At 71.8% G+C, this 20,224-nt stretch carries 14 protein-coding genes and 1 pseudogene; 13 read left to right on the plus strand and 2 right to left on the minus strand.

Translation table 11 applies throughout. From position 1 onward, the window contains the following. Window positions 1-102 precede the first annotated feature (102 nt). The 3 genes and pseudogenes from IF55_RS40750 to IF55_RS23185 all read left to right on the plus strand — a co-directional run. A pseudogene (locus IF55_RS40750) lies at window positions 103-342 on the plus strand (acyl carrier protein); the annotation flags it as partial. Between the two features lie 118 nt (window positions 343-460). Beyond that, complete coding sequence (locus IF55_RS23180; RefSeq protein ID WP_030884075.1) at window positions 461-1,276, plus strand: alpha/beta fold hydrolase; 816 nt, start codon at window positions 461-463, stop codon at window positions 1,274-1,276. Then, window positions 1,273-2,484 (plus strand): glycosyltransferase, encoded by a 1,212-nt coding sequence (locus IF55_RS23185; protein WP_030884078.1) that lies wholly within the window; start codon window positions 1,273-1,275, stop codon window positions 2,482-2,484. Before IF55_RS23180 ends, IF55_RS23185 begins: the two co-directional genes overlap by 4 nt. Before the next feature lie 69 nt (window positions 2,485-2,553). Here the strand turns inward: IF55_RS23185 and IF55_RS23190 are convergent, their stop codons facing one another. Then, entirely contained in the window at window positions 2,554-3,972 is a 1,419-nt protein-coding gene (locus IF55_RS23190; RefSeq protein WP_030884080.1) for a tetratricopeptide repeat protein, read from the minus strand. Between the two features lie 87 nt (window positions 3,973-4,059). Between IF55_RS23190 and IF55_RS23195 the strand changes: the two genes are divergently transcribed. From IF55_RS23195 to IF55_RS23240, 10 genes are all read left to right on the plus strand, one after another. Next, entirely contained in the window at window positions 4,060-6,156 is a 2,097-nt protein-coding gene (locus tag IF55_RS23195) for a M6 family metalloprotease domain-containing protein (protein ID WP_245661346.1), read from the plus strand. A gap of 298 nt (window positions 6,157-6,454) precedes the next feature. Then, the gene (locus tag IF55_RS23200) at window positions 6,455-7,216 is read left to right on the plus strand and encodes a DeoR/GlpR family DNA-binding transcription regulator (protein ID WP_030884085.1); all 762 of its coding nucleotides are present in this window, start codon (window positions 6,455-6,457) and stop codon (window positions 7,214-7,216) included. Between the two features lie 133 nt (window positions 7,217-7,349). Beyond that, window positions 7,350-8,714, plus strand: coding sequence for an ABC transporter substrate-binding protein (locus IF55_RS23205; protein WP_030884089.1), 1,365 nt, complete (start codon window positions 7,350-7,352; stop codon window positions 8,712-8,714). 8 nt (window positions 8,715-8,722) lie between these two features. After that, entirely contained in the window at window positions 8,723-9,679 is a 957-nt protein-coding gene (locus IF55_RS23210; protein WP_398243944.1) for a carbohydrate ABC transporter permease, read from the plus strand. Further along, window positions 9,676-10,542 (plus strand): carbohydrate ABC transporter permease, encoded by an 867-nt coding sequence (locus IF55_RS23215; RefSeq protein WP_030884094.1) that lies wholly within the window; start codon window positions 9,676-9,678, stop codon window positions 10,540-10,542. Before IF55_RS23210 ends, IF55_RS23215 begins: the two co-directional genes overlap by 4 nt. Next, window positions 10,539-11,528 carry a zinc-dependent alcohol dehydrogenase family protein gene (locus IF55_RS23220; protein ID WP_030884096.1) on the plus strand — a complete coding sequence of 330 codons (990 nt, stop codon included), beginning with the start codon at window positions 10,539-10,541 and terminating at the stop codon, window positions 11,526-11,528. The genes IF55_RS23215 and IF55_RS23220 overlap by 4 nt, the downstream gene beginning before the upstream one ends. A 157-nt stretch (window positions 11,529-11,685) precedes the next feature. Continuing rightward, window positions 11,686-13,434 carry an RICIN domain-containing protein gene (locus tag IF55_RS23225; protein WP_078645030.1) on the plus strand — a complete coding sequence of 583 codons (1,749 nt, stop codon included), beginning with the start codon at window positions 11,686-11,688 and terminating at the stop codon, window positions 13,432-13,434. A gap of 246 nt (window positions 13,435-13,680) precedes the next feature. Continuing rightward, window positions 13,681-14,190 carry a lamin tail domain-containing protein gene (locus IF55_RS23230; RefSeq protein WP_030884103.1) on the plus strand — a complete coding sequence of 170 codons (510 nt, stop codon included), beginning with the start codon at window positions 13,681-13,683 and terminating at the stop codon, window positions 14,188-14,190. Between the two features lie 152 nt (window positions 14,191-14,342). Next, complete coding sequence (locus IF55_RS39500) at window positions 14,343-14,759, plus strand: hypothetical protein (RefSeq protein WP_030884106.1); 417 nt, start codon at window positions 14,343-14,345, stop codon at window positions 14,757-14,759. Further along, window positions 14,756-18,673 carry an NACHT and WD repeat domain-containing protein gene (locus IF55_RS23240; RefSeq protein WP_048832343.1) on the plus strand — a complete coding sequence of 1,306 codons (3,918 nt, stop codon included), beginning with the start codon at window positions 14,756-14,758 and terminating at the stop codon, window positions 18,671-18,673. Before IF55_RS39500 ends, IF55_RS23240 begins: the two co-directional genes overlap by 4 nt. A 12-nt stretch (window positions 18,674-18,685) precedes the next feature. Here IF55_RS23240 and IF55_RS23245 read toward each other — a convergent pair whose 3' ends face one another. Continuing rightward, a complete protein-coding gene (locus IF55_RS23245; protein WP_063764025.1) occupies window positions 18,686-20,200 on the minus strand; it encodes a N,N-dimethylformamidase beta subunit family domain-containing protein in 1,515 nt (504 codons plus the stop codon). Window positions 20,201-20,224: the final 24 nt, after the last annotated feature.

Here is a 20,224-nt window from a genome sequence, read left to right on the forward strand (position 1 = left end):
GCCGAGGCTGCCGGGGCAGCCGAGGCGGGCCCCGGTGACGGCCTCCTCCCGGCCGCCGACCCCGACCCCGACCCCGCCTCCGTACTGGCGGATATCGCGGGCATGCTGCGTGAGCTGCTGGCGGAGTACGGGCTCGACGACGCCGAGATCGCGCGGGAGACCACCTTCCATGATGATCTGGAACTGGAGAGCATCGACCTGGTCGGACTCTCCGGAGCGCTGCGCGAACACTACGGCGACCGGGTCAACTTCGCCGCGTTCATCGCCGACCTCGAACTGGACGAGATCATCGCGCTGACGATCGGCCAACTGGTCGACTACGTAGTCGACTCCCTCCGCGCGACAACCACGACGGACCCGACAGCCACAACGGACGCGACGGACCCGACAGACCCGACAGACCTGACAGCCGCGACGGAGGCAACCACCTCCCCCTCCCCCACCGAACAGGACTGACCCCATGGCCAAGATCCGTACGGGCGGGATCACCACGCACGTCCAGCGCCTCGACGCCGCCGTGCGGCCGCCCGCCGGAGCGGGCGGGGCGCCGCTGGTGGTGTTCGTGCACGGCCTGCTCACCGACAGCCTGGCCAGCTACTACTTCACCCTCGGCCCGGCCTTCGCCGCCGAGGGCATCGACGTGATCATGTACGACCTGCGCGGGCACGGCCGCAGCGACCGCCCGCGCACCGGCTACCGCCTGGAGTGCTTCGTCGACGACCTGGTGGCCCTGCTCGACGCGCTCGGCGAACGGCGGCCGGCGCATGTGGTGGGCAATTCGTTCGGCGGTACGGTCGCGGCTGCCGTCGCCGCGTGGCACCCGGAGCGGGTGGCGACCGTGACCATGATCGAGTCCGAGCCGCCGGTCGCCGCGTGGGCCCGGCACATGGCCGACGGGCTCGCCGACGCGAAGGACCGGCTCGCCCGCAAGGAGGTCATCGGCTGGATCCGCGCCGAGCACGGCGCGCACACAGCCCGGCTCTCCCGCTCCGCCGGCCGCATCCTGCAGACCACGACGCTGGCCGAGGACGTGCCGGCGGGCCGGGTCATCGACGACGGCCTGCGGGCGATCGGCTGCCCCCTGCTCGCGCTCTTCGGCGACCAGTCCGGGCTGTCCGCCCAAGCCCCCGTCCTGCGACGGAAGTTACCGTCCTGCCGGACGGTCGTCCTGCCCGAGCAGGGCCATTCCGTCCTGGTGGAGCGCACCGCCGAGACCCGCGAGCTCCTTCTCTCCTGGGTGCGGGAGCACGCGCTGTCCGGGGCGGCGGCGCCGTGACGCGCTTTCTGTTCGTCGTCCCTCCGCTGGTCGGGCACGTCAATCCGCTGCTGGGCGTGGCGGGCGAGCTGCGCTCGCGCGGGCACCGGGTGGCGTGGGCGGGCCACGCCGACCCGCTCCGGGGCCTGGTGGGCTCGGAGGCCACGGTGTTCGGCTGCGCGCTGCCCGGCACGGCGACGAGCAGGCCGCCGAAGCTGGCCGGGCCGGCGGCGTTCCGGTTCCTGTGGGAGGAGTTCTTCGTCCCGCTGGCCGAGGCGATGGCGCCCGGCGTGGACGCGGCGATCGAGGCGTTCGCCCCGGATGTGGTCGTCGCCGATCAGCACGCCGTCGCGGGCGCCCTGGTCGCCGAGCGCCGCGGCGTCCCGTACGTCACCTCGTGCACCACCTCCGCCGAACTGGCCGATCCACTGGCGGGCATGCCCAAGGTGGCCGCCTGGGTCAGCGGCCTGCTGCGCGGACTGCGGGAACGGATCGGCGACCCCGCCCGCGGCACCGACCCGCGCTTCTCCCCGTACGGGGTCGTCGCCTTCACCGGCCGCGCGCTACTCGGCGCCGCTCGACTCCCGCACCCTGACGTGCACTTGGTGGGTCCGGCCATCGCCGCCCGCCCCGCCCCCGCCGACTTCCCCTGGTCGGCGCTGGACCCGCGCCGCCGCGCCGTGCTCGTGACGCTCGGCACCGCGAACGCGGACGCGGGCGGCCGGTTCCTGGCGGAGGCGGTGGCCGCGCTGCGCGCCGCGCGCCACCGCGTGCAGGGCATCGTCGTCGACCCCGGCCGTACGCTCGCCGGGGCCCCGGTCCCGCCCGACGTGCTCGTACGCCCGTACGTGCCGCAACTCGATCTGCTGCGCCGCGTCTCCGCCGTCGTCTGCCACGGCGGCCACAACACCGTCTGCGAGTCCTTGTGGCACGGGGTGCCGCTCGTCCTCGCCCCGATCCGCGACGATCAGCCGATCGTGGCGGGGCAGGTCGTGGCCGCGGGCGCGGGGGTGCGGGTGCGCTTCGGCCGGGTGGACGCCGAGGGGCTGGGCGCGGCGATCGACGCCGTCCTCGACCCGGCCGGCGGCCACCGCGCGGCGGCCGAGGCGATCGGCGCCTCCTTCCGCGCGGCGGGCGGCACGTCGGCGGCGGCGGACCGCCTGGAAGAGGCCGCCGCGCGGGCGGCGGGCCGACGGCCGCCGGGAGACGTACGGGCGGGGACGGGGTGAGCGGCACCCGGACAGTGCCCCTGGCCGCTCAAGCACCGCCCCCTCACCCCCGCAGCGCCGCCCCCGCCCTCACCCCCGCAGCGCCGCCGCCCCCGAGGATGCCTGTTCCTCCGCCCGTACGCGCGCTGCCGCCGCCTCCGCCGCGCGGCCGAGGCGGTCGGCGAGGCGGGCCTGGGCGAGCCAGTTGTACGGGCAGACGGGGCGCAGGTTGATGCGCTCGCTGACCAGGGTGCGGGCGGTGTCGGTGCGTCCGGCGCGCAGGGCGGCCTCCAGCAGGGTCTTCTGGATCGCGTCCCGCTGGGCGTGGCTGCCGCCGAAGTCGTCGAGGCGGTAGCGGACGGGGGCCAGCGCCTCGACGACCTGCCCGTACCGGCGCTGGCCGTAGGCGATCAGGGCCCGGCACACGGGCAGGCCGACGTGTTCGGTCATGGCGTGGTTGGTGACGTCGGGGCGGGCGTCGGCGAGCCATGCCTCCCGGTCGCGTACGAGGCGTTCGGCGTCGGCGATGCGGTCCGCGCCGACGTAGGCCATGACGGCGTGCACGTCGTTGAAGGCGTAGTAGGGCGTGTCGCGGCGGGCGGCCCAGGCGTCGGCGAGCGCCGCCCAGCGGGGCCCGGCGTCGTGGTCGGCGAGCAGGAGCCGCCACAGCAGGGCGGAGGCGTCGAGGAGTTCCATCGCCAGTCCCTGGGACTGGTCGTTGTGGAGCACGGCGTCGTAGATCTCCAGCACGCGCCGGGTGTCGCCGGCCTCCAGGGCGTAGAGGCAGTAGTGCCACCAGTTGTGCACGTTGAGGTAGTTGCCGGCGGCCCAGTCGTCGGTGCGGGCGTCGAGGTAGCGGATGCCCTCCGCGAACTGGCCCTGCATCTCGTAGGTGTGCACGACGGCGTGGATGCCCCACACGTCGCGCGGGTCGCGTTCGACGGCGGCGAGGGCGGTCTGCTGGGCGCGGCTGTAGTGGCCGGTCTCCTCCAGCCCGAACGCGTACATGCCCAGCACCTGCCCGTACTGCGGGTCGCCCTCGGGCCAGGCGGACAGGGCGCCGCCGACGCGGTCGCGCAGCCGGGCGGCGTCGCCGGTGAAGAAGTCGATCTGGTGCCCGGCGGCGAGCGCGAGCACGTCGCGGGGGTATGCGACGGTGATCTCGCCGAGCAGCGCGCCGGCCCGGCGCAGGTCGCCGGCGAACCAGGCGGTGGCGGCGGCGAGGTGCATGCGTTCGCGCGCGGTCTCCCCGGCGGGGCAGGACTTCTGGTAGCGGACGAAGGCGTCGTGCGCGGCGGCGGCGTCCTTCTCCTCGGTGCCCAGCAGCCCCAGGTAGGCGGCGAGTACGTTGCCCATGACGGAGTGCGGCGAGGCGTCCAGGACGGCCCGCGACTCGTCGGCCACCTCGCCGCGGAAGAGGAGCAGCGCCCCGAGCGCGTTCTCGTAGTGGGTCAGGGCCTGCTGGCCGGTGTGCGACATCGCGTGGCCGTGCCGGTCGGTGTCCGTCATGGTCCCCTTCGACTTCTCGACCCTCTGGTGTCCCTTCCGCCCCCGCCTTACCTTGGCAGCGGTAGGAAAGCCGTCCGATCGCTTGTCATGTCCTTGTTGAAGATTACCGACAAGAGGTGCGTCGTGTTCCTCCCCCGCTCCCTCCTCCCCTTCCTCCCCCGCAGACGGGCCCGTATGCGCGGCGGTCCTCTGGCGCGGCCCGGCGCCGTCGGCACCGTCGCGCTCCTCCTCGGGCTGCTGGCCGCGCTCGCCGCCGCCCCCGCGCGCGCCCACCCCGACCCCGCGGCCCCGGCCCGGCCGCCGCTCAGCCGCCCCATCGACCCGCAGAACTGGCGCAACCCGGACGACATGACGTGGGCCGACTACCGGGCGGTGCCCGGCACCCACTGGGCCGACCCGGACGTGAAGCCGACCAAGCGCACGTTCAAGGGCGCGCTCGTGCTGCTGGACTACCCCGACGAGGAGTTCACGGTCAGCAAGCCGGCCGGGGCGACGATCTTCGGCAACCCGCAGCCCGCCGCGTCCAATGTGCCGCGGGCCCAACTGCCGCGCTTCTATCAGGACTTCCTCAACAAGCCCGGCAAGCTCAACCACGGCCACACGATCAACGAGTACTGGATGGAGGACTCCGGCGGCCGCCTCGGCGTCGACCTCACCGGCTTCGGCACGTACCGGATGCCGTTCAAGTCGTACCAGTACGGCATCGAGACGTCGATGAACCCCGGCGCCTGCCCCGTGGGCGACGTCTGCGGCAAGGACATCCGCACCGACGGCAAGGCCGCCTGGATCGCCGACGTGGGCGCCGAGCGCACCAAGGAGTTCGACTTCGTCTTCTACCTGACCGCCGGGCAGGACGAGTCGGCGGCCTGGCAGGAGTTCGGCCAGATGAAGTTCGCCGGCCCCAAGGACGTGCCGGCCGCCTGGGGGCCGCCGTCGCCGATCGCCGGCGGCGGCAACGCGGCCGCCACCCGCTATGTGCCGTGGACCTCCTGGCAGGCCGCCGCCCGCATCTGGCCCAACGCCGAGGACGGCTCCTCCACGCAGGCCGAAAGCTCCGGAATGGCCGTGTACGCGCATGAGTTCAGCCACATCCTCGGCATCGCCGACAACTACAACAACCCCTACGGATCGCCGCCCCGGCGCGCGTACACCGGCATCTGGAGCATGCTCTCGCGCGGCTCCTTCAACGGGCCCGGCGGCCCGCACACCCGCTGGCAGATCCCGGCCACCGAGGGCGCGACGATGGGCTCCCAGCATGTGCTGCGCGACAAGCTCAAGCTCGGCATCGTCGACGAGAAGAACGTCCTGCGCCTGGACCGGGACGCCCTGGCCGGCTCCGGCCTCGCCGTCGCCCGCGTCACCGCGCGCTCCGCGCCGCCCGGCGAGCGGGGCCTGTCCGGCGTCAACATCACCATGAGCGGCGACCGCTCGCCCGCCTGCTCCCCCGCGAAAGATCCGATGTGCGACGGCGGCGGCTACGACAACTACACCGTCGAGGTCGTCGACCGCATGGGCATGGACTCCTTCACCCCGGACCACGGCGTGCTGATCTCCAAGACCAAGGACAAGGACCGGGCGCCCTTCGCGTGGGTGGTCGACGCCCACCCCGAGGACATCGACATGGTGGACTTCAAGCGCCCCGACGGCACCCAGCAGAAGATCACCATAGGCGACTACCGGCAGCTCAGCGACGCCCTCTTCCACGCGGGCGCGGACTCCGGCAGCAGCTACGAGTACGTGGACCGGGCCAACCGGCTGCACTTCTACGTCCTGGACATCCACCGCGACGCCTCCGGGGTGCTCGATTACACCGTCGCCGTCAAGTCCCTGGACGGCGCGGGTCCGCAGCGCCGCGGCCTGGACCTGCGGCGCGGCACCGCGCACGGCTCGCCGGCCAAGGGGCGCGCCGTGTGCGCGTTCCCGCTGACCAACACCGGCGGCGCGGGGAGCGCGCCGCACCTGTCCTCCGATGTCTACCGGCTCTCCGTCGCGGGCACGGCCCGCGGCTGGTCCGCCTGGCTGCCCAACCGCCTCGCCACCGCCGAGGCTGGGAAGACCGTCACCGTCCCGGTCGCCGTGACCGCCCGCGCGGACGCCGCCCGGCACGGCCGCGTCACCCTCGACGCCCGGTCCGAGAGCGACCCGCGCCAGCACGTGCGGGCCACCTGCGACCTCGGTCGCTGAAGATCACTCCCGCGCGCCCCGGGGCCGGATGCCACGGCTCCGGGGCGCCGCCGTGCCGGGCGTCCTCCCATGCCCGAACGGGCCTCAAACGGAGCTCAGTCGGCCCAAGCGGGGCCGCGGCTCCACCCGACATATCCCTCATGGCGCACCTGACCAGCGGTGATACGAGCCGGAAAACGGGCACGAACGGGCCCCATCAATCTCTCGGAGACCCTGTTCACCATCACCCCGGCGCTTGTACAAACATGCCAGGCGCCCGATCGGGCGTCGCTCCACAGCAGACCGCAGGGAAGATGCCGTGAACACCGAGGAACGCCGACGAGGAATCCTCCAACTCGCTCGGCGGACCGGAGGCGTCGATGTCACCGGTCTGGCCGCCGACTTCAAGGTGGCGAAGGAGACGATCCGCCGGGATCTGCACGTACTGGAGGAACACGGGCTGGTCCGGCGCACCCACGGCGGGGCCTACCCGGTCGAGAGCTCCGGGTTCGAGACCACCCTCGCCGTCCGCACCACCCAGCTCGTGCCGCAGAAGACCCGGGTGGCGGCCGCCGCCGCCCGGCTCCTCAGCGACGCGGAGACCGTGTTCATCGACGAGGGGTTCACCCCGCAGCTCATCGCCGGGGCGCTGCCCCGCGACCGGCCGCTGACCGTCGTCACCGCCTCGCTGGCCGTCGCGCAGGCCCTGGCCGACGCCGAGAAGGCCACGGTCCTGCTGCTCGGCGGCCGGCTGCGCAGCGGCACGATGGCCACCGTCGACCACTGGGCCACCAAGATGCTCGCCGGGTTCGTCATCGACCTCGCGTTCATCGGCGCCAACGGGATCTCCCGGGAACACGGCCTGACCACGCCCGACCCGGCCGTCAGCGAGGTGAAGGCGCAGGCGGTGCGCGGCTCCCGGCGGCGGGTGTTCGCGGGGGTGCACACGAAGTTCGGCGCGGTCAGCTTCTGCCGGTTCGCCGATGTCGCGGACTTCGAGGCCATCGTGACCGACACCGGCCTGCCGCCGGCCGAGGCCCAGCGCTACACGCTGCTGGGCCCGCAGGTCATCCGGGTCTGACCGGCAGCCGCGGGCGACTGGCCCGTCCCCGCGGCTGACCCCACCCCTCCCCCGTACGTACGTCCTTCCGCCCGCCGCTATCCGCCTCACCCGCCCCTACCGCCTTTACCGCGCCCGAACGCCAGGAGGCTCCATGCCCCTTCAGCACCGACGCCGGGGCCGCGGCACACGCATACGCGTGGCCGCCGCCACCGCCGCCCTCCTCGCCACGAGCACCGCGTGCGCCGGAGCGGGCGGCACCGGCTCCGGCGGCGACACCATCAATGTGCTCATGGTCAACAACCCGCAGATGATGGAGTTGCAGAAGCTCACCGCGGCCCATTTCACGAAGGAGACCGGCATCAAGGTCAACTTCACGGTGCTGCCGGAGAACGACGTCCGCGACAAGATCAGCCAGGACTTCTCCAACCAGGGCGGCCAGTACGACGTCGCCACCATCAGCAACTACGAGGTCCCCTTCTTCGCGAAGAACGGCTGGCTGCACCCGCTCGACGACTACGTCGCCAAGGACGCCGCCTTCGACCAGAAGGACATCCTCCGCCCCCTCACCCAGTCGCTGACCGCCGAGGACGGCAAGCTCTACGCCGAGCCGTTCTACGGCGAGTCGTCGTTCCTCATGTACCGCAAGGACGTCTTCGCCCAGAAGGGGCTGAAGATGCCCGAGCATCCGACGTGGCAGCAGGTCGCCGACCTCGCCGCCAAGGCCGACGGCGCCCAGCCCGGCATGAAGGGCATCTGCCTGCGCGGCCTGCCCGGCTGGGGCGAGCTGGCCGCGCCGCTGACCACCGTCGTCAACACCATGGGCGGCACCTGGTTCGACAAGGACTGGAAGGCCCGGCTGGACTCCCCGGAGTTCGAGAAGGCCACGAAGTTCTACGTCGACCTGGTCCGCTCGCACGGCGAGACCGGCGCCGCGCAGTCCGGCTTCGCCGAGTGCCTGAACAACCTCACCCAGGGCAAGACGGCCATGTGGTACGACGCCACGTCCGCCGCCGGTTCGCTGGAGGCCGCGAACTCCCCCGTGAAGGGCAAGATCGGCTACGTACCGGCGCCGGTCGAGCGTACGAAGAGCTCCGGGTGGCTCTACACCTGGGCGTGGGGCATGGAGAAGGCGTCCCGCAACACCGAACGCGCCTGGAAGTTCATCTCCTGGGCCTCCGGCAAGAAGTACGAGGAGCTGGTCGGCGAGAAGAGCGGCTGGGCCAACGTGCCGGCCGGCCGCCGCGCCTCCACCTACGCGCGTCCCGCGTACAAGGAGGCCGCGTCGGCGTTCTCGGACGTCACGCTGGAGGCGATCCGCTCCGCCCGGCCGAACGACCCCGGCGTGCAGCCCCGGCCCGCGCCCGGCATCCAGTTCGTCGGCATCCCCCAGTTCACCGACCTCGGCCTGAAGGTCTCCCAGGAGATCAGCGCCGCCATCGCCGGCCGCCAGTCCGTCGACGCGGCCCTGAAGAAGTCGCAGGCGCTGGCCGAGAAGACCGGGAGGAAGTACCGGTGACCACTGCCCTGAACGACTCCCCGCGGACCGCCCCGGCGGCGCCGCGCCCCGTCGCCCCCGTCCGCCGCGGCGGCAAGCGCGCCTGGGCCAGACGCGCCCCGCTGCTGCCCGCCCTGGTGTTCCTGATCGTCGTCACCCAGCTCCCGTTCGTGGCGACGCTGGTGATCTCGCTCTTCAACTGGAACGCGCTCGCCCCCGACGCCCGCCGCTTCGCCGGGTTCGACAACTACATCACCGCCGCGTCCGACGCCGATCTGCGCAAGTCGGTCCTCACCACGATCCTGCTGACGGTGACCGTGGTCCTGGTCTCCGTGGTGCTCGGGCTGCTGCTCGCGGTGCTGCTGGACCGCAAGTTCCGCGGCCGGGGGCTCGTACGGACCCTGCTCATCACGCCGTTCCTGCTGGTGCCCGTATCGGCCGCGCTGCTGTGGAAGCACGCCCTCTACAACCCCGAGTACGGGCTGCTCAACGGCGCCTGGACATGGATCGCCGGGCTCTTCGGGGACCATTCGCCGGCCCAGCCGGACTGGGTGTCGGGCATGCCGCTGGTCGCGGTCGAGACGGCGCTGGTGTGGCAGTGGACGCCGTTCATGATGCTGATCCTGCTCGCCGGACTGCAGAGCCGGCCCGCCGAGATGATGGAGGCCGCCCGCCTCGACGGCGCGAACGCCTGGCAGATGTTCCGCTTCCTGACCCTGCCGCACCTGCGCCGCTATCTGGAACTCGGCATCCTGCTCGGCTCCATCTACGTCGTGCAGAACTTCGACGCGGTGTTCACCATCACCTCCGGCGGGCTGGGCACCGCCAACCTCCCGTACACCATCTACCAGACCTTCTACGGAGCGCATGAGTACGGGATGGCCTCCGCCGCCGGTGTGCTCGTCGTGATCGGCACGATCGTGATCGCGACCTTCGCGCTGCGGGTGGTCTCGTCCCTGTTCCGCGAAGGAGGGAACCAGGCATGACCGCCATCGCCACGACGTCCCTGCCGCCGATGGCCCGCCGGGCCCGGCGCCGCTCCGCCGCGCTCGGCCTGCTGGCCTGGGTCGCCGGCATCCTGTTCTGCCTGCCCGTCTTCTGGATGCTGCTCACCTCGCTGCACTCCGAGCCGGACGCGGCCACCAACCCGCCCTCGCTCACCGCGTCGCTCACGCTGGACGGCTACAAGAAGTTCTTCGGCGCGGGCGGCGGCGCCGACCCCGCCCCCGCGCTGATCAACTCGGTGACGGCGAGCGTGATGTCGACGCTCTTCGTCCTCGTCCTGGCGCTGCCCGCGGCGTACGCGCTGTCCATCCGGCCGGTCCGCAAGTGGACCGACGCGATGTTCTTCTTCCTGTCCACGAAGATGCTGCCGGTGGTCGCGGGGCTGCTGCCGATCTACCTGTTCGCGAAGAACGCCGGGATGCTGGACAACGTCTGGCTGCTCGTCATCCTCTACACCTCGATGAACCTGCCCATCGCCGTGTGGATGCTGCAGTCCTTCCTCGCCGACATCCCCGTCTCCGTCATCGAGGCGGCGCACATGGACGGGGCCGGGCTGCCGACGGTCCTCGTGCGCATCGTCGCCCCGCTGGCCGGCCCGGGCATCGCCGCCACCTCGCTGATCTGCTTCATCTTCAGTTGGAACGAGATGCTCTTCGCCCGAGTCCTGACCGGGGTGGTCGCCGAGACCGCCCCCGTCTTCCTGACCAGCTTCGTCACCAGCCAGGGCCTGTTCCTCGCCCAGCTCTGTGCCGCGTCGGTCGTCGTGTCCCTGCCGGTGCTCGTCGCCGGCTTCGCCGCCCAGGACAAACTCGTCCAGGGCCTTTCGCTAGGAGCGGTCAAATGAAAGCTGCGCTCATCGAGGCGCCCGGCAAGGTATCGGTCACCGAGGTGCCCGACCCCACGCCGGGGCCGCGCGAGGTCGTCGTCGACGTCGCCGCGTGCGGACTGTGCGGCACCGATCTGCACATCCTCCAGGGCGAGTTCGCTCCGGTGCTGCCCGTGGTGCCCGGCCACGAGTTCGCGGGCGAGGTGGTCGGCGTCGGCAAGGACGTGACGGAGGTGTCCGTCGGCGACCGGGTCGCGGTCGACCCCTCGCTGTACTGCCACGAGTGCGCGTACTGCCGGGCCGGGCGCGGCAACCTCTGCGACCGGTGGGGCGCGATCGGCGTCACCGTCGCGGGCGGCGCGGCGGAGTACGCGGTGGCCCCCGTCGCCAACTGCGTACGCCTCCCCGACCACGTGGACGTGCGCGACGCCGCCCTCATCGAACCGCTGTCCTGCGCGGTGCGCGGCTACGACGTGCTGCGCTCCACCCTCGGCGCGGAGGTCCTGATCTACGGCTCCGGCACGATGGGCCTGATGATGCTGGAGCTGGCCAAGCGCACCGGCGCCGTCAGCGTCGACGTCCTCGACATCAACCCCGAGCGGCTGGCCACGGCCCGTTCGCTGGGCGTCTCGCGGGCCGCCGCGCACGCCGACGAGTTCGACCGGCCACAGGGCTGGAACCTCGTCGTGGACGCCACCGGCAACGCCGCCGCGATCCAGGACGGCCTGGGCCGGGTCGCCAAGGGCGGTACGTTCCTCCAGTTCGGGGTCGCCGACTACGCGACGACCGCCGTCATCGAGCCGTACAAGATCTACAACCAGGAGATCACCATCACCGGCTCGATGGCCGTCCTGCACAGCTACGAGCGCGCGGCGGCGCTCTTCGCCGGGGGCGTCCTGGACCCGTCCGTCTTCATCAGCGACCGGCTGCCGCTGGACGAGTACGCGCAGGCGATCGACCGCTTCAAGGCGGGGCAGGGGCGGAAGATCGTGGTGACGCCGTAGTCGGGACGCCGAAGTCGTGACGCCGTAGGGGCGGCGGGCTTCGGGCTCCTGGCGGACTGCCGCCGCCTGCGGGGCGGTCAGGACCGTCCGTCGGGAGCCCTCCCGTGGTCGCATAAACGTACGAAGACAAGCGGCGTGCAAAGTAACATGACCCTGCGTGACACATAAGAGACCATCAGCATTCCTGCACCGCTTCACGGCGGTATTGCTCTCGCTCGCCGTGACCGCGCTGACCCTCATCGCGGCCCAGCCCGCGGCTGCCGAAGACGCGTCGATGGAAGGCCCGTTGACGCCGATGGCGAAGAGCGAATACGGCAATTTCCGACTGCTCATCGACCGCGCGTCGATGTACGACGCCAACGGCCCGGCCATTCGCGGCGTCGAGAAGTCCGGCGCCGTCACGAAGACGACGCCGGCCGCCGTGGCCCTCTCCCGCCAGCGCGTCGGGCAGAAGCTGTGCCATACGACGTACCTCAACGGCACATACCATGACAACGGCTTCTGCTGGGACCCCGAAGACGACAAGACCAGTTCCTACGACCCCCGCGGGGGCTGGCACCCCCAGGGGCTGACCGCCTCGCACGACGCCCAGCCGGGCGGCACCGTCGACGGACACCACCTGTACGCGGCGAGCTGGCACTACGGCGAGAACGGCCCCAACCGCGACCTCTACGGCCGGGTATCCATCGTCAATTCGACCGGAGACGACTGGAGTTACGGCCACATCATGCTCGTGAAGCCCACGGGCGACGAGAACAACGGCAATTTCGAACCGGTCATGAACGTCCACGCCGACGGAATGGTCTGGTACGGCAACAAACTCTTCGTGGCCAACGGCGGCGAACTCCAGGTCTACGACTTCCAGCACCTGTGGAAGATGAGGACCACCTCCGCCGACGTCGGCATCAAGAACGGCGTCTCCTCCGCCCGCTGGCACCAGTGGGCCATGCCGATGGTGGGCCGCTACATCATCGGCTCCCCCCAAGAAGACCCTCGGTTCTGCCCCTCTCCCCCCGAAGCGCAGCGAGCCTGCCTCGGCTCGCTCAGCCTGGACCGCAGCGGGCCGGTCGACCACCTCGTCTCGGGCGACTACTACAAGGCCGGGCTCGGAGGGGTCGCCCGCGTGGCGCGCTGGCCCCTGAACCCGGCCACCGCCCTGCCCCTGGCGGACAACGGCGACACGATCGGCTCGACCACGGCGGACGGCGGCTTCCACGCCCCGGTCCTCCAGTTGCAGGGCGTCGCCACGGACGGCACCTATTACTACCTGTCCGCCCAGTGCCCGAAGGGATACATGGGCCAGCCGGAACCCACCGACGGCAAATGGTCGTGTATTTACGAGGCGAAGCCGGGCCAGGTCGGAACCGTACTGACCCGCACGCCCTGGCTCACGCAGAACCTCTCCTACGCGCCATCCTCCGGCCGCCTCTGGGGACTCAACGAGGACGCCGGCAACCGCTCCGTCTTCTCCCTCCAGCCCAGGGCCGCCGACCACAGCGTCTATCTGCGCAACTCCTACAGCGCCCTGTGCGCGGGAGGCGGTGGCAGAATCGACAACGGCGACCCCGTCATCCAATGGGGCTGCAACAACGCCCGCGACGAGCGCTGGGTCTTCGAGAACACCACGGACTCCAACGGCAAGGCCGCCTATTTCGTGCGCAACGAATACTCGGGCAAATGCGTGGGCGTCGCCTCCCACCTCGATGACGGGGCCGGGGCGATCCAGTACACCTGCAAAGGCGCCGTCGACGAGAAGTGGTGGTACGACGACGCCGGCAAGACCCTGCGGAACGTCTACTCCGGCAAATGCCTCGCCCTCGGCGCCAACGCCACCAAGGGCACCCAATTGATCCAGTACACCTGCAATGGAAAGCCGGACGAGAGCTGGGAGCGGATTCCCCGCTGAGACTGGCCCGTTGAGATCAGACCGTTGAGGCCGGCCCGCTGAGGCTTGGGGGGGCGGGCCGGTGCGGGTGCGCCGAGGCGTGTGCGCCTGGCTCGTTGAGGGTGTGCGAATGTCCGTATTTCGTAAAGGGCGATCGCTTCTGCGGCCACGGCACTCGCGCTCGGCCACAGTGGGGCTCGCCCGGCGACAGGTCGGGCATCAGGTAACAGCAGCCCCAGTACAAAGGGCTGTTCGCAGGAGGTTCACGTGATCCGTTTCGCACCGCGTCTCGCCACAGTCGCCCTGGGCTCGGCCGCCATGGCCGCCGCCCTGGCCCTGCCGGCCTCGGCCACCGGCCACCCCGCGCCGGGCAAGCACCGTTCGCCGGTCGTGCTGGGCGCCGTACAGGCCGACAGCCCCGGGCACGACGACCGCTCCAACCGCAGCCTGAACGCGGAATGGGTCACCGTGAAGAACACCGGCAACCAGCCGGTCAACCTCAAGGGCTGGACCCTCACCAGCGACCGCACCCACAAGGTCTACCACTTCCGCAATCTGACGCTCGGCGGCCACAAGAGCGTCAAGGTCCACACCGGCCGCGGTCACGACACCGCGCGGGACGTCTTCCAGAACAGCCGCGACTACGCGTGGGACAACCACCGCGACACCGCCACCCTGCGCAACGCCCACCACCGCACCGTGGACACCAAGCACTGGGGCCACCCCCACCACAACCACCACCACCCGCACCACAACCACCACCACAGCAACCGCTGACCCCGGCTGTCCGTCCGTCCTCTCGCGTCGGTGCGCCGCGACCATCAGGTCGCGGCGCACCGCCGTGTCCGGGTCCCTCATCCGCCGCACTTACGAACAACAGCCTTGCTGCGTACGGTGGTTGACATCAGCATCTGCTTGAGGGGGCCTGGATGGACGCGCTGGTGCTGGCGGCCGGTACGGCCGTGGTGGGGGCCATGGCCACGGACTCCTGGCAGACGGCCCGTAGCGCCGTCGTCGCGTGGTGGCGACGGGTGCGGCCGGAGGAGGCCGAGGACGTGGACGCGGCCCTGGCCCAGGTCCGCCCCCAGCTCCTGGCGGCCCGGCAGGCGCGGGACACCGCGAGCGAGGCGGCGTTGGCCTCGGACTGGCAGGCCCGCCTGCGACGGGTCCTTGAGGCCGACCCGCGGCTGGCCCGCGAACTGCGGAGCCTGCTGGACGACGAGATCACTCCGGCGCTTCCGGCCCCGGAACGGGCGCGAGTCGAGACGCTGGTGATGAAAGCGTCCGCCACCGGACACGGCCGGGTGTACCAGGCGGGCCGGGACCAGCACATCAGCGAGCGGTGAGCCCGGCCGCCGGCCCTCCGGACGAGGAAGACCCGTCCGAGGGCCAGGACCGGGGCCGGAACGAGGGCCGAGACCAGGGCCCGTACCTCCGCGCCCGCGCGTCGGAGCGGAGCCGTATCTACCAGGCCGTCGGGGACCAGTACATCACCGTCACGGAGCGGGATCTGCACCTGCACTTCGTGGACGGTGTACGCGGCGCCCGGCGGGCCGTACCGGCCACAGGCGGGGACGTATGCCCGTACCCCGGCCTGGTGGCGTTCGGGGCGGAGCAGGCCGACTGGTTCTTCGGGCGCGACCAACTGGTCGCCGACCTGCTGGACCGGCTGGACCGGCAGTCGCGTGAGGGCGGGTCGCGGATTCTCGTCGCGCCGTCGGGTACGGGCAAGTCCTCCCTGCTCCGGGCGGGCCTGCTGCCCGCGATCGCCGACGGCCGGCTGCCGGGCTCGGGGCGGTGGCCGTGCGCCGTCTTCAGCCCGACGGCCGCCCCGCTGTCGGCCCTGACCGAGCAGTTGGCGCACATCACCGGTTCCTCGCCGCGGCAAGTGGCACTGGCCCTGGCGCTCGGGCCGGCGCAGACCACGGCGATGCTGCGCGCGGCGCTGCGCCGGCGGAGCCAGGGTCAGGGTCGGGACCAGGGGCAGCAGGGCCGGGGCCAAGGCCAGGTGCCGGCCCCCCGGTGCGTCATCGTGGTCGACCAGCTCGAAGAGCTCTTCACGCTGCGCGTGGACAGGCCGGTGCTGCGCCGGTTCCTGGACGTGCTCACCGCCATCGCCGAGGCCGCACCGGGCGAAGGCCCCGCCGGACTCGTCGTATTCGGTCTGCGCTCGGACTTCTACACCCAGTGCGCCGCCCACCCGGAGCTGCAAGCCGCCCTCCAGGACCGCCAGTTGTTCATCGGCCCGATGGCCGAGGCCGGGGTGCGCGAGGCGATCCTCCACCCGGCGCGCGCCGTGGGTCTGGAAGTCGAACCGGGCCTGGTCGAGGTGTTGTTACGGGACCTCAGCGCCGTGACCGGCCCCGCCGCGGCCGGCGCGGACGGCGGCCGGTACGCGGCCGAGCGGCTGCCGCTGCTGGCCCACGCCCTGCGGGCGACCTGGCAGCAGCGGCACGGCAACGTCCTCACCGTCGACGGCTACCAGAGCACCGGCGGCATCGCCCACGCCCTCGCCAACACCGCCGACCAGCTCTACGAACGCCTCGACCCGCCGGGCCGGCAGGTCGCCCGCCGCCTGCTGCTGAGCCTCGTCAAGGTCGGCGAGGGGACCGAGGACGTCCGCCGCCCGATGCCGTACGAGACGCTGCTGGCCCACAGCCGCGACCCCGACCGGGCGGCGGAGATCATCACGTCCTTCACCGATGCCCGCCTGCTGACGCGCGGCGCGGACCAGGTGGCCCTCACCCACGAGGCCCTGCTGCGCGCCTGGCCCCGGCTGCGCGAGTGGATCGACGCCGACCGGCCCGGCAACATCGTGCGCCAGGAACTCGAAGACGCCGCGGCGGGCTGGCGGCGCGCGGACCGCGACGCCGGGCTGCTCTACCGGGGCAGCCGACTGGAGGCGGCCGGCCGATGGGCCGACGCCGCGCCCGCCAACGGCCCCAGCACCACCGCGACCCTCTTCCTCGCCGCCTCCGCCCGCCAGCAGCGCCGCGCCGCGCGGGTGCGGCGCGTCGTGATCGCCGTCCTGTCCGCCCTGGCCCTGCTCGCCTCGGGCGCGGCGTCGTACGCCTTCGTGGAGCGCTCGGCGGCGCAGGACCAGCGTATGGCCGCGGAGGGGCAGCGCAACATCGCCATCCTCAACCAACTGCGGGCGGAAGCCGACAGTCTCCGCGAGACCGACCCGTCCCTCGCGGCGCAGCTCGACCTCACCGCCTACCGCCGGAAGCCCACCCCTGACGCGTACACCCGCCTGCTGGCCGACGCGAACACTCCGCTGTCCATCGCCCTGCCGGACAGGGCGGGCCCGGTCCAGGCCGTGGCGTTCAGTCGTGACGGACACACGCTGGCCGGCGGGCGGAGCAACGGGACGGTGCGGCTGTGGGATACGACCGACCCGACACACCCCACGGACCTCGGCACGCCGCTGAGCGGTCACTCCGACGAGGTGAGGGCGATCGCGTTCAGCCCGGACGGACGCACCATGGCCACCGGCAGCGTCGACAGGACCGTGCAGTTGTGGGACATGTCCCACCGCGCCCGCCCGGCCCGCCTCGCGACGCTCACCCGCCATAGCAGCCACGTCAGATCGGTGGTGTTCAGCCCGGACGGCAGCGCACTCGCCACCGGCGGCCTCGACGGAACGGTGCGGCTGTGGGACGTATCCGACCCGGCACACCCCGCCGAATTCGGCAAGCCGATCACCGATCGTGGGGAACGCTTCGGCGCGGTGGCGTTCAGCCCTGACGGGCGCACGCTGGCCACCGGCAGCATCGAGGGCACGGCGCGGCTGTGGAACGTGCGGGACCCGGCCCGTCCCACTCCACTCGGCAAGCCCTTCAGCAGCCACTTCCCCGAGGTGCGGACGGTCGCGTTCAGCCCGGACGGGCGCACCATGGCCACCGGCAACAACAAGGAGATCTATCTGTGGGACGCGGCCGATCCAGCCCGCCCCACCCCCACTCAGCTCGGCGAGCCCATCGCCGGCCACACCAACGCCGTCAACGCGGTCGCGTTCGGCCCGGACGGACACACGCTGGCCAGCGGCAGTTTCGACCAGTCGGCACGGCTGTGGGACACGGCCGATCCGGCCCACCCCACTCGGCTCGGCGAGCCCCTCACCGGCCACACCAACGCCATCAACGCCATCGCGTTCCGCAGCGACGGGCACACTCTGGCCACCGCCGGCTCCGATGGGGCGGTGCGGCTGTGGAATCAACCGGACACCGTGCTGACCTCTCATGCCGGAGCCGTCAAGACGGTGGCGTTCAGCCCGGTCGGGCACACGCTCGCCAGCGCCGGCATGGGCGGCCCCATACGGCTGTGGAACATGTCGGACCCGAACCGTCCCGTCGAATCCACCGTCCTCAGCGGCCCCACGGCCGGCATCGTCGCGGTCGCGTTCAGCAAGGACGGCCGTACGCTCGCCGGCGTCGGCGACGACGGAACGACATGGCTGTGGGACCTGACCCGGCGCCGGGACCGTCCCGTCCGCGTGGGCAGGTCGGCCATCGGCGATACCGAAAACCCCGGTGTCACGTCGGTCGCATTCAGCCCCAGAGGACACACCCTCGCCACCGCTCGGGAGGACGGCACGGTACAGCTGTGGAACGTGTCCGATCCGCCGCACCCCACCGACCCCAGCACCCTCACCTCGGAACCCGAAGTCGGCGTCACCTTCGTGGCGTTCAGCCCGGACGGACGCCGGCTGGCGGGCGCGGCCCAGAACAAGAAGGCGTGGCTGTGGGACGTGACCCGGCCCGCCCCGGTCGGCCGGGCCCTCGCCGGGCACCAGGACATCAACGTCAACACGGTGGCGTTCGGCCCGGACGGGCGCACGCTCGCCACCGGCAGCAACGACAGGTCGATACGGCTGTGGAACGTGTCCGACCCGGACCGTCCCACCTCGCTCGGCGAACCCCTCACGGGCCACGCCGACGACGTCAATTCCCTCGCGTTCGACCGCGGCGGACGCCTGGCCAGCGGAAGCGGCGACAGGACGATCCGGCTGTGGGACACGGACCGGACGGACCAGGTAGGGGCCCCGCTCACCGGCCACACCGACGTCGTCGAGTCGATCGCGTTCAGCCCGGACGGACGGACACTCGCCAGCGCCTCGGCAGACCACACGGTGCGGTTGTGGTCGATGGACGCCGACAGCGCCGCGCGACGCATCTGTGCGTACGCCGGTCCCCCCACCCGGCAGCAGTGGAAGCAGTACCTTCCGCAGCTCCCCTACGAACCGCCCTGCCGCCGATGAGCCCCCCTGTGCTCAGGACAGCAAGGTGATCACGTTGCCGGTGATGGCGCGTACCCGCGCGTCGAGCGGCAGGAGGCGGGGCCAGTCGGTGGTGGCCGCGGTGAAGACCGTGCCGCCCCGGGTGTAGAGGCCGAAGGTCGCGGCGCGCCGCGGGGCGGGGTCCTCGCGGGCGGCGGTGTGCCAGCCGGCGGCCGGCTCCTGGGGGAGGTCGGCGACGCCGAGGATGGTGAAGTCGGCGGGCGTACCGTCCTCGCCGGTCGCGACGGCCCTCCCCAGGCCGTCGCGGACGTACGCGGCGCCGTCGCACTCGTACCCCACCAGGCGGTGCTCCGCGCCGAGCACGTCCCCGTCGTGCAGCCCGGTGCCCGCGAATATCTTGTGGTCGGTGCCCTGCACGGTGAAGCCCAACGGCCCCCGGGCCCCTTCCCAATGACCGCCCGCGTTGCGGTAGCTGACGCCGGTCAGGGTGTTCTCGGGCTCCGTCTCCCACCAGTGGTCGGGGGCGCCCCGCATCTGGTCGACATCGGCGCCACGGGGCACGCCCGGCGGATACTTGGCACAGCGTACGGCCGTACCGCCATCGGTCACCGCGACCCGCCACCAGCAGGTGTTCGCGCCGAATATCGCGACGTTGCCGCCCCGGTCGCGGAAGGCGGTGACGTTGTCACGTATGCGGGCGCTCCAGTACTCGTCATGGCCGACGGATATCAGCAGTCGATATCCGTCGGAAATGCCGGGCGACTCGTGGAGATCGAGGTCGGTGCAGTAGTCGGCGGTGAGCCCGGCGCCTTCGAGCCAGGCGATGAAGGGCGCGTCCCAATGCGCGAACGTCTGCCGAGGGGTCCGCGGATCATGCGGGTCCGGCCGCCCCTTGACCGGCCCCCCGATGCCCCCACCGGGCCGCCGCAGGGAAACGGCCGGCGTGCCGGTATGCGGGGCGGGATCGTCGGGGTCGACCGGCCCGTACAGACTGCCGCCGCCGCTGATGTTGTACGCGTGGTAAGTGAAGACCGGGACCTTGTAGAGAATGTTCGTACTCCGCGCCGGCTCGCGCGCCTTCACGACGAAGAGCAGCCGCGAGTGGCGGGCGTCCAGTTCCTCGGCGCCGAGCGGAACACCGCTATAGGGAATTCCGGTGGAGGAACCATCGACACCCGAAACCGAAAGGCTCGAAGCTGAGGCATTGGCAGTTGCGGCGCTGGAGCCCACGGCACCGGAACCGTCCCCGCCGCACGGTCTCAGCACGGCGACATACACCCCGGATGGCCAATCCCGTGGCACGGCGAAGTCATGTCCGGGCCACCCCCAGTCCTCGTCCTGCCCCCGAGGAGGCGCGTAGCGGCCGATCCCGTGCATCGTGCCCATATGGCGAATGGCGGCCCCGCAACGGAAGAAGTCGACCCGGAACCGCTCAGCCCGCGTCGACACATGCAGCCGCAGGACCTCCCCGGCCCGTACGCTCGGCGAACCGGGATACCCGTCGACGGCGAGAGCGGCAGTGGTGACATCAGCTTGCACAACGGACACGCGCTTCTCCTGTAGAACGATCGA

This window comes from Streptomyces varsoviensis, assembly GCF_000718635.1.
Lineage (GTDB): Bacteria > Actinomycetota > Actinomycetes > Streptomycetales > Streptomycetaceae > Streptomyces > Streptomyces varsoviensis.

Coding starts and splice junctions, on each gene's coding strand:
- IF55_RS23195 (WP_245661346.1), top strand. CDS start 4,060: ATGTCCTTGTTGAAGATTACCGACAAGAGGTGCGTCGTGTTCCTCCCC.
- IF55_RS23190 (WP_030884080.1), bottom strand. CDS start 3,972: ATGACGGACACCGACCGGCACGGCCACGCGATGTCGCACACCGGCCAG.
- IF55_RS39500 (WP_030884106.1), top strand. CDS start 14,343: ATGGACGCGCTGGTGCTGGCGGCCGGTACGGCCGTGGTGGGGGCCATG.
- IF55_RS23220 (WP_030884096.1), top strand. CDS start 10,539: ATGAAAGCTGCGCTCATCGAGGCGCCCGGCAAGGTATCGGTCACCGAG.
- IF55_RS23180 (WP_030884075.1), top strand. CDS start 461: ATGGCCAAGATCCGTACGGGCGGGATCACCACGCACGTCCAGCGCCTC.
- IF55_RS23215 (WP_030884094.1), top strand. CDS start 9,676: ATGACCGCCATCGCCACGACGTCCCTGCCGCCGATGGCCCGCCGGGCC.
- IF55_RS23205 (WP_030884089.1), top strand. CDS start 7,350: ATGCCCCTTCAGCACCGACGCCGGGGCCGCGGCACACGCATACGCGTG.